Here is a 12411-nt window from a genome sequence, read left to right as displayed (position 1 = left end):
CGGGCGACGATGCGCGCCCGCACGGCGCGCGGAGGAGGCCGACAGTCAGACCACGCCGGGCGCCGCTGTCGCATCGAGCCCGCACGGCGCGCGGAGGCGGCTGGCGTGTCGACGCGCTGGACGCAGGCTCGAGGCCGTCAGCGCAGACTCGAGGCCGGAACAGGCCGGATGCTCAATCCAGCGGACGCTCGGGGTCCTCCGGCGGCGGGCCCTCGTCGGCCTCGTCGCCGGCCGTCTCGGGAACACCCTCGGGAACCGCGTCGCCGTGCCCGCCCGCGCCCGCTCCGGGCTCCCGGCCCTCGGGCTCCTGGTCCTCGGGCTCGTCGAACAGCTCCGCGAAGTCGGCCGGCTCCCCCGCCGCCGGCGGGGGCGCGGGCCTGGGCTTCGGCCGCCGCGGTCGGCGGCGAATGCCGCCGGTCATGATCACCGTCACCGCACCGACGACCGCGAACCAGAAGAAGACCCCGACGGCCAGGGCGCCCTGATCCACGCCGACGTGGCCGAAGTTGCCCAGCGAGCCGCTGCCCGCGTAAGCGAGCAACGACATCACGGCCGCCCCGGCCACCGCGGCGACCAGGAGTTTGGCCATGGCGGGGACAAGGGGCAGCGCCCGTCGGGCGCATTGCTGCCCGACCGCCACGCCCGACGAGGCGCCGACGATGAGCAGGGCGACCCACACCGGACCGAGCGGCGGCCTGGGCGCGGCGGCGAGGATGGGCAACGCCGGGATGTCACCTCCGAAGACGGTGAACGAACTGAACGTCGCGAAGCCGAGGTGCGCGCTGGACCCGACCGCGACGGCCGAGGTGCCCACGATGACGTTGGGTGCGTACAACACCGACAGCACGGTCAGGCTGAACTGCCCGAATATCGAGTCGGTGATTCCGAACAGCTCTTGCATGGTCGCCCAGTGCACGACCAGCGACGCCGCCGTCACCATCCCCGACAATCCGACCAGCGCCAGCACGCCGGCAGTCGCCCCCCGCAGCGAATCGCCCAGCCAGCCCGGCAGCGGCGATGCCGCCAGCGCGCGGGGGCCCACCCGGGAGTACACGCCGACGGCGGCCCCGATGGCGTGCACCACCAGCACGCTGACGAACGCGCGCAGGGCGTTCGGTGTCTGCAACTCGGTGATCACCGAGGACGCATCGTGAATGACGGCCAGGGCGATCGCCGTCATGAGCAGGGGACCGCCCAGCGCCGAGGCAACCACCCAGCGAACCACCAGCCACGACGAATACGGGGAGGTGGCCCGCGCCGTGCTGCGCGACGTGGCCCACACCATCAGCAGGACGGGCAGCAGGGGCAACACACCCAGCTCGTGACCGCCGATCGAGATCGGCACCTGATGCACGCCGAGCCACATGCTCGCGATGGCGCCCAACGCGCCCGTCATGTCGCTGTTGGCGATCAGCAACTGAATCAGGGTGACCGCGGCGATGATGACCAGCGCGACCACCGCCGGGCCGAAGGCGACCCTGACGAGGTCGCGCGCCTGGCGAGCACCCGCCGCCCGGTTGTCCTCCACTCGCGTCACTCTTGGCGCACGTCTCCTACTCGGCGCGCAACCGCGCGCTTAAGCCGGCGCGGGCCCAGAGGGTGACGAAGGCGACTGCTGCTGCCCCTGCCCATAGGGCTGCTGACCCTCGGACTGACCGGAGTAGTTGGCGGTGGCCGCTCCCCCTTCCGACCCCGAGCCCGCGCCGGCCGAGGGCGGCGGGCTGAAGCTGGGGAAGCCGGTCGGCGGGGTGTTCGCCCCATGTTGCTGCGCCGCCGGCTGGGGGCCCGACTGCGACTGGGCGCCGAAGCCTCCGGTCGGAATCGCGCTCTGCGTCGGCGCCTGGCTCGACTGGTATCCCCCGTACTGCGCGCCGTAGCCGGACGGCTGCTGCTGTTGCGGGTTGTGCGACTGCGGTCCGCCGTGCTGCTGCTGACCGTAGTAGGGCTGCTGTCCGTACTGCCCGTACTGCGCGTACTGGCCGCCGTACTGCGAGTACGGGTCGTACTTCGGCCGCGGGGCCGGCGGGGTGATGACGCCGGCGTCCAGGAGCAGCGCCACGACTGCTGCGATCGCCTGCAGGACGCTGCACGCCACCAGGGGCCACATGGCCCAGCCGATCGACACCGCCGACGGCGTGTTGATCGCCTCGCTGATCGCCAGCAGCGCACCCAGAACGGCGATGGCCCCGACAACCGAGAGGTAGTTCTTGGCCTTGGGCAGCAGGCTCAGGCCCGCGAGCAAAGCGGCGAGCACCGCGACGATCACCGCGTTGCCGGCGTCACCGGCGCGCCCGCCGGCGCCCGGGCCGAGGTCGGCGTTGAAGGTGAAGGTCGGTCCGAAGTTCAGCAGGTAGACCGCCAGGCCCAGCACCGCCACGGCCACGGTGAGGTACAGGGGAAGATTGCTCTTGCCGTCGTCGTCCTTGGCGAATGACGGGGTGCCGCCCGAATAGGAGCCGCCGGGCTGCGAGGGGGGATATCCGGGACTACCGGGCGAGTAGGTCATGACTCCTCCAGTTGCTTCCAGTGCCTTGATGTGCTTTAGCGGACGCCTCTGTTGCAGTGCGACGCTGTGCTCCCAGGTGATTCGATGAACCACGCTAGCGCACGTACGGATACCGGCGGCGCAGCCACCGCCCCGCCGCACGGCCACCCGAACGGCCACCCGCTTGCCCAGCGCAGATAGAACACGTTCTAATTCTGTCCATGGACTACGGGCTCGTGCTATTCACCAGCGATCGGGGCATCTCGCCGGCGGCGGCCGCCAAGCTTGCCGACGACCACGGCTTTCAAACGTTTTACGTGCCAGAACACACGCACATCCCGATCAAGCGGGAGGCGGCTCACCCCACGACGGGCGACGCCTCCCTGCCCGACGACCGCTACATGCGGACGCTAGACCCATGGGTGAGTTTGGGCGCGGCGTGCGCGGTGACCTCGAGGGTGCGGCTGTCGACGGCGGTGGCGCTGCCCGTCGAGCACGACCCGATCACGTTGGCGAAAAGCATCGCCACGTTGGACCACCTGTCGGGCGGGCGAGTAAGCCTCGGCGTTGGGTTTGGGTGGAACACCGACGAGCTCGCCGATCACGGGGTACCGCCGGGGCGGCGCCGGACCATGCTGCGCGAGTACATCGAGGCCATGCGCGAGCTGTGGACCAAGGAGGAGGCCGCCTACGGGGGGGAATTCGTCAAGTTCGGTCCCAGCTGGGCGTGGCCCAAGCCGGTGCAGCCCCACATCCCCGTTCTGGTCGGCGCGGCCGGGACCGAGAAGAACTTCAAGTGGATCGCCCGCAGCGCCGACGGCTGGATCACCACTCCGCGCGACCTCGACATCGACGAGCCCGTGAAGCTGCTGCAGGACACCTGGGCGGCCGCCGGCCGCGACGGGGCGCCGCAGATCGTCGCGTTGGACTTCAAGCCGGTACCCGAGAAGCTCGCGAAGTGGGCCGAGCTCGGGGTGACCGAGGTGCTGTTCGGCCTCCCAGACCGCCCGGAGGCCGAGATCGCCGCCTATGTGGAGCGGCTCGCGGGCAAACTGGCCGCCCTGGTCTGAGGCGGCTTCGTCTCCGCGAGACATAAACCACGGCGACGGTTTACGGCGTGTCGTGGGGGTGGATTATGTGTCGTGGAAAGGTCAGACGCTCAGGCCAGCGCGGCCCGGTTGTCCTTTTCGGTCGGCCGGACCAGGATCGACGCCCCGAGGGGTTCGCCCTCGCTGAGCAGCCCGACCAGATCGGGATCCTCGCTCACCGCGAGGAAGCGGCTGCCGTCGTCGTCGAGGCGGCCGACGATCAGGCCGGTGCGCACCGGCCAGTCGTAACGCACGGTGTAGGTCTCGATGGTCGCCGCGCCCTCCGCCCTGATGGTCACCGGCGCCTTGGGACGCGCGGCGACCTCGGCGCGCAGCGCGGCGCTGTTGTCGGGCTTCCAATTCACCGGGGTGGTCGAATACACCCCGACCGAGTATTTGCTCATGATGCCGCCGTTGGCGGCGACCAGGCCGAACCGACCCGGCAGGTCCCGCATCTCGCTGACCGTCTCGGCGATCCCGTGCAACGAGTAGTTGTTGCCCGGTCCACCGAAATACGGCAGCCCGCCGGTGAGAGTCAGACCCCTCGCATCGTCGGTGGCCAGGCCCATGCCGTCGCAGAAGTTGAACACCGGGACGGGAAAGCAGCTGTACAGGTCGAAGGTCGACACGTCGTCGATGCCGACACCCGCCCCGGCGAGCGCTTCCCGGACCGCCAGCACCGACGCCGAGTTGTACGTCAGGTCGAGGCGATCCAGCAGCGGCTGGTCCACCATGTCGGCGTGGCCGTGTAGGAACACCCACCGCTCCTCGGGCACGCCGAGCCTGCGGGCGGCCGCCACCGACATCAGCAGCGCGGCCGCCCCCTGGTTAACCTGGTCGCGGGCCACCAACAGCCTCGGGTACGGGTCACAGATCATCCGGTTGGACGCGGTCACGGTGATCAGCTCGTCGACGCTGCGCTCCACCGGGGACGACGCGAACGGGTTCTTCGCCGCCACCTTCGTGAACGGGGCGAACAGCTCGCCCATCCGCCGCCGGTAATCGGACACGCTGAGGCCCAGCCGGGCGCGGCGTGCATTCTCCAGCAGCCCGTACTGGGCCGGCGCTCCGATCAGGCCGTGCGCGACGGTGTAGTCGTCGAACAGCCCGTCGTACCCGAAACCCCGATCCTCGAGGGAACCCTCGACGGTCTCGGAGTGGTCCGGCTTAGCCCGGTCGGCGAAATACCTGATGCTCGAGGTGTTTTCGGAGCCGAAGATCAGCACCACCTCCGCCTCGCCCGAGGCGATGGCACCGGCGAACTCGGTGACCAGATGCTGCGGGCCCTGGCCGCCGATGGGCTCGAGCACCGCGCGGGCCGGCGCCGCACCGATGCGCATCGCCACCGACCGCGGGTAGTTGTTCGACTTGCCCATCGGCGCCGGCGTGCGGCCGGAGAGCTCGAACTGCCGGATCCCGACGACGGTGTCGACGGCCCCGGAGACGGCGATGACGTCGGCCCCGGAGTCGTGCAGCGCGGCCTGCGCCGCCGCTGTCGCCAGGTCTACCGACGACATCCCGCGGTAGCCGGAGTCCTCGATGCGCTCGGTGAACTGCCCCACGCCGACGATGACGGGGGTGTTCGGGTCGAGATTCATAGAACCACTATCTACTGCGGGTCGGGGCCCGGCCAAGTCCGAGGCCTTCGCACAGTTCGATGGCGGCGACCCGAAACGATCCCTACAGGCTCTGCAGGATCTCCCGAGCCAGCGCCGCGGTCTCCGACGGCGTCTTGCCGACCTTCACGCCGGCCGCCTCCAGGGCCTCCTTCTTGGCGGCCGCGGTGCCCGACGAGCCGGACACGATGGCGCCCGCGTGGCCCATGGTCTTGCCCTCGGGCGCGGTGAAGCCCGCGACGTAACCGACGACCGGCTTGGAGACGTTGGCCTTGATGTAGTCGGCCGCGCGCTCCTCGGCGTCACCGCCGATCTCGCCGATCATCACGATGACCTTGGTGTCGGGGTCCTTCTCGAAGGCCTCGATGGCGTCGATGTGGGTGGTGCCGATCACCGGGTCACCGCCGATGCCGATCGAGGTGGAGAAACCGAAGTCGCGCAGCTCGTACATCATCTGGTAGGTCAGCGTGCCGGACTTGGACACCAGCCCGACGGGCCCGGACCCGCTGATGTTGGCGGGCGTGATGCCCGCCAACGCCTCACCCGGCGTGATGATGCCGGGGCAGTTCGGCCCGATGATGCGCGTCTTGTGACCCTTGTCCAGGTTGTACGCCCACGCATATGCGGTGTCCTGCACCGGGATTCCCTCGGTGATGACGACCAGCAGCGGGATCTCGGCGTCGATGGCCTCGATGATGGCGTCCTTGGCGAACTTCGGTGGCACGAAGACGACCGACACGTTGGCGCCGGTCTCCTTCATCGCCTCGGCGACGGTGCCGAACACCGGCAGCTCGACGTCCTTGCCGACCGGATCCACGTGAGAGACGGTGGTGCCCGCCTTGCGGGCGTTCACCCCGCCGACCACCTGGGTGCCGGCTTTCAGCATGAGCGCGGTGTGCTTGGTGCCCTCACCGCCGGTGATGCCCTGGACGATGACCTTGGAGTCTTTGTTCAGGAAGATCGACATTGATTGGCTCCCTTACTTGTTCGCCAGCTCGGCGGCTTTGTCGGCACCGGCGTCCATGGTGTCGGCCTGGATCACCAGCGGGTGGTTGGCTTGGGCCAGGATGCGCCGGCCCTCGTCGACGTTGTTGCCGTCGAGCCGAACCACCAGTGGCTTGTTGGCTTCGTCACCGAGCATGTTGAGCGCGGTCACGATGCCGTTGGCGACGGCGTCACAGGACGTGATGCCGCCGAAGACGTTGACGAACACGCTCTTGACCTGCTTGTCGTTCAGGATGACGTCCAGGCCGGCGGCCATCACCTCCGCGGAGGCGCCGCCCCCGATGTCGAGGAAGTTGGCGGGCTTGACCCCGCCGTGCTTCTCACCGGCGTAGGCCACGACGTCCAGGGTCGACATCACGAGCCCCGCGCCGTTGCCGATGATGCCGACGGCACCATCGAGCTTCACATAGTTGAGGTCGTGCTCCTTGGCCTTGAGCTCCAGCGGGTCGGTGGACGCGCGGTCCTCGAACTCGGCGTGCTCCGGGTGGCGGAAGTCGGCGTTCGCGTCGAGCGTGACCTTGCCGTCCAGCGCCAGGATCCGGTCGTCCGGGGTGCGGACGAGCGGGTTCACCTCGACAAGCGTGGCGTCCTCGGCGACGAAGAGCTCCCAGAGCTTGTGGATCGTGACCGCGGCGGCGTCCAGGACCTCCGCCGGCAGGTGGCCCTTCTCCGCGATGGAGCGCGCGGTCGCCAGGTCGACTCCGTTGACGGCGTCCACCGGCACCTTGGCCAGCCGCTCGGGCTTGGTGGCAGCCACCTCTTCGATCTCCATGCCGCCCTCGACCGAGCACATCGCGAGGTAGGTGCGGTTGGCGCGATCCAGCAGGAAGGAGATGTAGTACTCCTCGGCGATGTCGCTGGCCTCGGCGACCAGCAGCTTGTGGACGATGTGGCCCTTGATGTCGAGGCCGAGGATGTTCTTGGCGTGCTCGTAGGCGTCGTCCGGCGTCGCCGCGTATTTGACGCCGCCGGCCTTGCCCCGCCCGCCGACCTTCACCTGCGCCTTGACCATCACCGGGGCGCCGACTTCGGTCGCGATTTCCCTTGCGCCCTCCGCAGTGTCGGTCACACGACCGGGCGAAGTAGGTACGTTGTGCTTAACGAATAGTTCTTTCGCCTGATACTCGAAAAGGTCCATGGGCTCTCTGTCTTCGCTCGACTCAACTACTAGGCCTCTAGGTGGGCGGTGCCGCACTCGGCAACTCACCCGGACGAACTGTATCCACTGGCCAAACGACTGCTACGTTCGCACCCACGGTTGTGGTATAGCTCACGGCGCCGCGGCCGCCCCGGTTCGTGACCCGAGTCACATTTTCGATCGGTTTGGGACGCGAGGTTGCCAGCGTCCTTCGTTAACGGATACCTTCCTAGGGTCCAGATAACGTTATGGTCACGATATGAGGACATTTCAGCTTGTCCCAGCACCGTTTGGCTCGTTCATGTGCCGAAACCTCAGACGTGGTGAGGGTTAGCCGCGCGGCCGGGGGCCGGTGGTCGGAGTCTCACCGCAACGAGGTCACCGAGATCTTGCCCCTCGACGGCTTCGACTTTGACGACCTGGATTTCAACGACGCCCACGATCTGGACGATCTCGACTTCACCAACGATTCCACCTTCGACATCGCGTCACAGGTGCTGTCGGCACCCGAACTGGACGACCTGGACGCTGCCGACGATCTGGCCCCCGTGCGGCTGGCCGCTCCCACGGCCGACGTGGTGGTGCGCGTGCCCGTCGACTCGCGCTTCGATCGTCTGGAACGCTTCTTCGAGTCCTCCCGGGATACGGACATCATCCCGGCGGTCCGGCGCGGCGGGCAACACCGCAAGGAGCCGACCAGCGCCGCTAGGGGCCGCCTCCTGATCTCGGCGATGGCCGCCGGGGCGGCAGCCGCGGCGGCGCACACTGCGACCGGCCCCGCCGAGACACCCAAGACCGAGGCCATCCTGACCGCCAACGCGTCGGCGATGATCGGCGGATCGGACGGCAACATTGTCCGTGGCGCCCAGGTGGTCGCTCTCCAGCCCGCGGCGAGCGCCGCCGTGCACAACCAAGAGCTCGCCAATGGCGTCGCCTTCGCCAACGATCGCGCCCAGCGCGAGGCCCGACTGCAGCAGCCGCTCTACGTCATGCCCACCAAGGGCATCTTCACCTCCAACTTCGGGTATCGCTGGGGTGTGCTGCACGCCGGCATCGACCTCGCCAATTCGATCGGAACCCCGATCTATGCCGTGTCGGACGGCGTCGTCATCGAGGCCGGCCCGGCCGCCGGCTACGGGATGCTCGTCAAGCTGCGCCACGCCGACGGCACGGTCACGCTTTACGGCCACATCAACACCGCCCTGGTGAGCACCGGCGCGCGGGTGATGGCCGGCGACCAGATCGCCACCATGGGCAACCGGGGGAATTCCACGGGCCCCCACCTGCACTTCGAGGTGCTGCAGGGCGGCACCGAGAGGATCGATCCCGTGCCGTGGCTCGCTCAGCGGGGTCTTATGCTCGGCAACTACGCTGGCTGAGGTGACCGCGCCGAACCAGCCACCTGCTGCCTCACGGCCGCCTGAGCCCGAGTCACCCTCCGAATCGCGGACGCGGATCATCCGGCGGGCGCCCACCGGGCCGATCCCCACTGTGGCGGAGTCCCCCACCACTCACATTCCCCCGCAATCACGCGGATACCAGGGCCCTGCGCGCGCCCCGGCCGCGCCGACCGACGAGCCGGGCGGCCGCACCGCCGTCGCCGCGTGCGCCGTCAGCATCGTCAGCGGGTGGGCGACGTCGGTGGTGGCCACCGACCTGATCGCCGGCTGGTGGCGCACCGACCGACTCTTCTGCATCGCGGTCGCCTTCCTCACCCTGGTGTTCGCGGCGACCACCATCACGGGCGTGATCATAATGCTGCAGCGCCGCCCGCTCGGGCGGCACCTCATCGTGGCGGGTGCGGTCGTCGCAGTGCTGACCTACGGCGGAGTTTTCATCGCCGGCGCGCGGGTGGCGTGGATCGTGCACGCCCTGCCCCTGCTGCCGATCGCCAGTGTGCTCCTGGCGCTGCATCCGCGGACCACCCGCTGGCTGCAGGCCTGATTCGCACCGAACGTGTACTGGCGGCGAGTGATTCGCCGATTCGCCACACTGGCTGCACGCTCGGCGCGGGCCGACTAGAGCTTGCTGATCGGGGCGTGGTTGTGCATCAGCTTCACCCGACCGGCGCTGCCGAAGTCGATCAGCGACATGGCGGATTCGCCCGCACCCGCGACCTCCTCGACCCGGCCCAGGCCGTACTTGTCGTGGGTGACCCGATCACCGGGCTCGAGCACCAGCAGCGGGCGCTTGCCCGCGCCGGAGCGGGTGGGCGCGGCCCGCGGCGTCCCGAACCGGCCGGCACCGCTGACCGGCGCGCTGAACGACGGGGCCGGTGCGGTGCGACGCCACTCGATGAGTTCCTGCGGGATCTCCCGCAAGAATCGCGATTCGGGGTTGAGCATCGGCTGTCCCCATGAAGACCGGACGATGGCCCTGCTCAGATAGAGCCGCTGGCGCGCCCGCGTGATGCCGACGTAGGCGAGTCTCCGCTCCTCGGAAAGCTCGGTGGGGTCGTCCAGCGACCGCATGTGCGGGAACATTCCGTCCTCCCAGCCGGTGACGAACACGACCGGAAACTCCAGGCCTTTGGCGGTGTGCAACGTCATCAGGGTCACCACACCCGCGCCGTGCTCGGGGATGTCGTCGGCGTCCGCGACCAGCGACACTCGCTCCAGGAACTCCGCGAGGACACCGGTCTCCGGCACGTCTTCGTCCTCCGGCGCTTCCGATCCCTCGCCGAGCGCGACGGCGTTCGCCCGGTCGGTGCTGAATTCGTGCGCCACGCTGACGAGTTCGTTGAGGTTGTCCAGCCTCGCCAGCTCTTGCGGATCGTTGGACGATTCCAGCTCCCTGCGGTACCCGGTCCGTTCCAGCACCGACTCGACCAGGTCGCCGAGGTCGTCGTCGAGCCGCCCCCGCAGCTCGTCAAGCATCTCGACGAAACCCGCGATCGCCTTCTCCGCGCGCGTGTTCAACATCGGCACTTTTCCTTTGGCGGCAGCCACCAGCGCGTCGGCGAAGCTTGACCCGGTGTTCTCGGCGTACACCGCGACGCATGCCTCGGCCCGGTCGCCGATGCCACGGCGCGGAGTGTTGAGGATGCGCCGCATGCTGACGGCATCGCCGGGGTTGTCGAGCACGCGCAGGTACGCGACGATGTCGCGGATCTCCTTGCGCTCGTAGAACCGCACTCCCCCAACGACTTTGTAGGGAATGCCGGCGCGGATGAACACCTCTTCCAGGGACCGCGACGAGTTGTTGGTGCGGTAGAACACCGCGACGTCGTTGTAGGTGATCTCGCCGCGGTCGGCGAGGGCGTCGATCTCCTCGGCGACGAACCGGGCCTCGTCGTGCTCGTTGTCGGCGACGTAACCGACGATCAGCTCGCCGGCGCCGGCGTCGGTCCACAATCTCTTGTCCCGGCGACCCGCGTTGCGGGCGATGACGGAGTTGGCCGCCGACAGGATGTTTTGCGTGGATCGGTAATTCTGTTCCAGCAGAATGGTCGTCGCGTCCGGGTAGTCGCGTTCGAAATCCTCGATGTTTCGGATGGTGGCGCCGCGGAACGCATAGATCGACTGATCGGCGTCACCGACCACGCACAATTCGCCCGGGGGAACACCGTCCTCGGTGTGGTGTTCGTTCGGCGGTCCCAGCTTCGCCTCGCCTCCGCCGGCCCCTGGGCCGACTCCGTCGAGCCTCGCTGAACCGCCGTGCCCCACCAGCTCCCGCACCAACACGTACTGCGCGTGGTTGGTGTCCTGATATTCGTCGACCAGGACGTGCCGGAAGCGCCGCCGGTAATACTGGGCGATGTCCGGGAACGTCTGCAACACCCCCACCGTCTCCCCGATGAGATCGTCGAAGTCCAGCGCATTGGCCGCCCGCAGCCGGCGCTGGTATTCGCCGTACACCGAGGCGACGGTGCGGGGCAGGTCATCGGAGCCCTCGTTCAGGTCGGATACCGCCCGCTCCGGGTCGATCAGTTCGTTCTTCAGGTTGGAGATGGCATTGGCCAGCAGGCGTGGCGAGTATCTCTTGATGTCGAGCCCCATGTCGCGCCCAATCATCTGCAGCAGGCGCCGCGAGTCGTCGGCGTCGTAGATGGAGAAGTTGGAGTTGAGGCCCGGGATCAGCGTCGCCTGGTTGCGCAGGATGCGCACGCAGGTCGAGTGGAAGGTGGACACCCACATCGCCCGGGCCCGGGGGCCGACCAGCCGCACCACCCGTTCGCGCATTTCCGCGGCGGCCTTGTTGGTGAAGGTGATGGCCAGGATCTGGCCGACACCGACGCCGCGCGCCGCGATCAGGTAGGCGATGCGCCGCGTCAACACCGCCGTCTTCCCCGAGCCCGCGCCGGCGACGATCAGCAACGGGGAACCCTCGTGCACCACGGCCTGGCGCTGTTGCGGGTTGAGGCCCTCGAGCAGTTCTTCGGCTTCGGAGGCGGGTCTGGTGTCGGTTGCGTGCACACTCATGTCTGTCCAAACTTACCGCCACCCGCCGACACGCGTGGGCAGACGGCGCCGCGCGGCGGCACCATACCCGACGTAGCCTTTGCGCGTGCGCGGCCTTTGGTGCACACTCGGTGAGTGCTCCACGCGCAGCGCCGATTTTTTTATGGGTACCGACCAGCGGTGCCCATGGTCTAGCTGCTATCGCAGAGCCCCGTGGTCCGCTGAAGGATTCGGGGCTCGTTTCTTTGCGAGGCCCGCACCGGATGAGACCAGAACCCCCACATCAGGAGAACGCGGAGTTAGCAGAGATGAACACCGAAATGATTGAGCCCCCCCAGGCCACCGACATCGACGAGTTGCGCCGAGAGATCGACCGGCTCGACGCCGAGATCCTCGCCGCAGTCAAGCGGCGGGCCGAGGTCTCGCAGGCGATCGGCAAGGTCCGGATGGCATCGGGCGGCACGCGGCTGGTGCACAGCCGCGAGATGAAGGTGATCGAACGCTACAGCGAGCTCGGCCCGGACGGTAAGGACCTGGCAATGCTGTTGCTACGGCTGGGCCGGGGGCGGCTGGGTCACTGAGCGGCCTGCAGCGTCCGGCTGCGCCGCACTCGCGACCGTCACTCAAACAACCGTGACGGCCCGCAGCGTCCGGCTGCGCCGCACTCGCGACCGTCACT

At 68.6% G+C, this 12411-nt stretch carries 10 protein-coding genes; 4 read left to right on the top strand and 6 right to left on the bottom strand.

Annotated features, from left to right (window positions below; all coding sequences use genetic code 11):
* Nucleotides 1–172 precede the first annotated feature (172 nt).
* Both SKC42_RS27135 and SKC42_RS27130 read right to left on the bottom strand, forming a co-directional pair.
* Nucleotides 173–1528 (bottom strand): cell division protein PerM, encoded by a 1356-nt coding sequence (locus SKC42_RS27135; protein WP_330967322.1) that lies wholly within the window; start codon nucleotides 1526–1528, stop codon nucleotides 173–175.
* A 48-nt stretch (nucleotides 1529–1576) separates the two neighbouring features.
* Entirely contained in the window at nucleotides 1577–2506 is a 930-nt protein-coding gene (locus SKC42_RS27130; RefSeq protein ID WP_330967321.1) for a DUF5336 domain-containing protein, read from the bottom strand.
* A 200-nt stretch (nucleotides 2507–2706) separates the two neighbouring features.
* Between SKC42_RS27130 and SKC42_RS27125 the strand changes: the two genes are divergently transcribed.
* Entirely contained in the window at nucleotides 2707–3555 is an 849-nt protein-coding gene (locus SKC42_RS27125; protein WP_330967320.1) for an LLM class F420-dependent oxidoreductase, read from the top strand.
* Between the two features lie 89 nt (nucleotides 3556–3644).
* Here SKC42_RS27125 and SKC42_RS27120 read toward each other — a convergent pair whose 3' ends face one another.
* The 3 genes from SKC42_RS27120 to sucC all read right to left on the bottom strand — a co-directional run bounded on the left by SKC42_RS27120 (nucleotide 3645) and on the right by sucC (nucleotide 7332).
* Nucleotides 3645–5171 (bottom strand): acetyl-CoA acetyltransferase, encoded by a 1527-nt coding sequence (locus tag SKC42_RS27120; protein ID WP_330967319.1) that lies wholly within the window; start codon nucleotides 5169–5171, stop codon nucleotides 3645–3647.
* 82 nt (nucleotides 5172–5253) lie between these two features.
* Complete coding sequence (gene sucD, locus SKC42_RS27115) at nucleotides 5254–6156, bottom strand: succinate--CoA ligase subunit alpha (protein WP_330967318.1); 903 nt, start codon at nucleotides 6154–6156, stop codon at nucleotides 5254–5256.
* Nucleotides 6157–6168: 12 nt separating this feature from the next.
* A complete protein-coding gene (gene sucC, locus SKC42_RS27110) occupies nucleotides 6169–7332 on the bottom strand; it encodes an ADP-forming succinate--CoA ligase subunit beta (RefSeq protein WP_330967317.1) in 1164 nt (387 codons plus the stop codon).
* Between the two features lie 323 nt (nucleotides 7333–7655).
* Here sucC and SKC42_RS27105 point away from each other — a divergent pair, with 323 nt between their 5' ends.
* The gene (locus tag SKC42_RS27105; RefSeq protein ID WP_330967316.1) at nucleotides 7656–8711 is read left to right on the top strand and encodes a M23 family metallopeptidase; all 1056 of its coding nucleotides are present in this window, start codon (nucleotides 7656–7658) and stop codon (nucleotides 8709–8711) included.
* A gap of 1 nt (nucleotide 8712) precedes the next feature.
* Nucleotides 8713–9276: a hypothetical protein gene (locus SKC42_RS27100; RefSeq protein WP_330967315.1), complete on the top strand. Its 564-nt coding sequence runs from the start codon at nucleotides 8713–8715 to the stop codon at nucleotides 9274–9276.
* Between the two features lie 74 nt (nucleotides 9277–9350).
* Here the strand turns inward: SKC42_RS27100 and pcrA are convergent, their stop codons facing one another.
* Nucleotides 9351–11753, bottom strand: a complete 2403-nt coding sequence (pcrA, locus tag SKC42_RS27095) for a DNA helicase PcrA (RefSeq protein ID WP_330967314.1) — start codon at nucleotides 11751–11753, stop codon at nucleotides 9351–9353.
* A gap of 242 nt (nucleotides 11754–11995) precedes the next feature.
* Between pcrA and SKC42_RS27090 the strand changes: the two genes are divergently transcribed.
* Nucleotides 11996–12313, top strand: coding sequence for a chorismate mutase (locus SKC42_RS27090; RefSeq protein WP_330967313.1), 318 nt, complete (start codon nucleotides 11996–11998; stop codon nucleotides 12311–12313).
* Nucleotides 12314–12411: the final 98 nt, after the last annotated feature.

This window comes from Mycobacterium sp. 050134, from assembly GCF_036409085.1.
Lineage (GTDB): Bacteria > Actinomycetota > Actinomycetes > Mycobacteriales > Mycobacteriaceae > Mycobacterium.
Note: the sequence above shows the minus strand (reverse complement) of the source record. Positions and strands in the feature narration are given on the sequence as shown.

What these genes read in the sequence shown, in the direction of transcription:
- SKC42_RS27130 (WP_330967321.1), bottom strand. Translation starts at nt 2,506, where the DNA reads ATGACCTACTCGCCCGGTAGTCCCGGATATCCCCCCTCGCAGCCCGGC.
- SKC42_RS27125 (WP_330967320.1), top strand. Translation starts at nt 2,707, where the DNA reads ATGGACTACGGGCTCGTGCTATTCACCAGCGATCGGGGCATCTCGCCG.
- SKC42_RS27120 (WP_330967319.1), bottom strand. Translation starts at nt 5,171, where the DNA reads ATGAATCTCGACCCGAACACCCCCGTCATCGTCGGCGTGGGGCAGTTC.
- sucD (WP_330967318.1), bottom strand. Translation starts at nt 6,156, where the DNA reads ATGTCGATCTTCCTGAACAAAGACTCCAAGGTCATCGTCCAGGGCATC.
- sucC (WP_330967317.1), bottom strand. Translation starts at nt 7,332, where the DNA reads ATGGACCTTTTCGAGTATCAGGCGAAAGAACTATTCGTTAAGCACAAC.
- pcrA (WP_330967314.1), bottom strand. Translation starts at nt 11,753, where the DNA reads ATGAGTGTGCACGCAACCGACACCAGACCCGCCTCCGAAGCCGAAGAA.
- SKC42_RS27090 (WP_330967313.1), top strand. Translation starts at nt 11,996, where the DNA reads ATGAGACCAGAACCCCCACATCAGGAGAACGCGGAGTTAGCAGAGATG.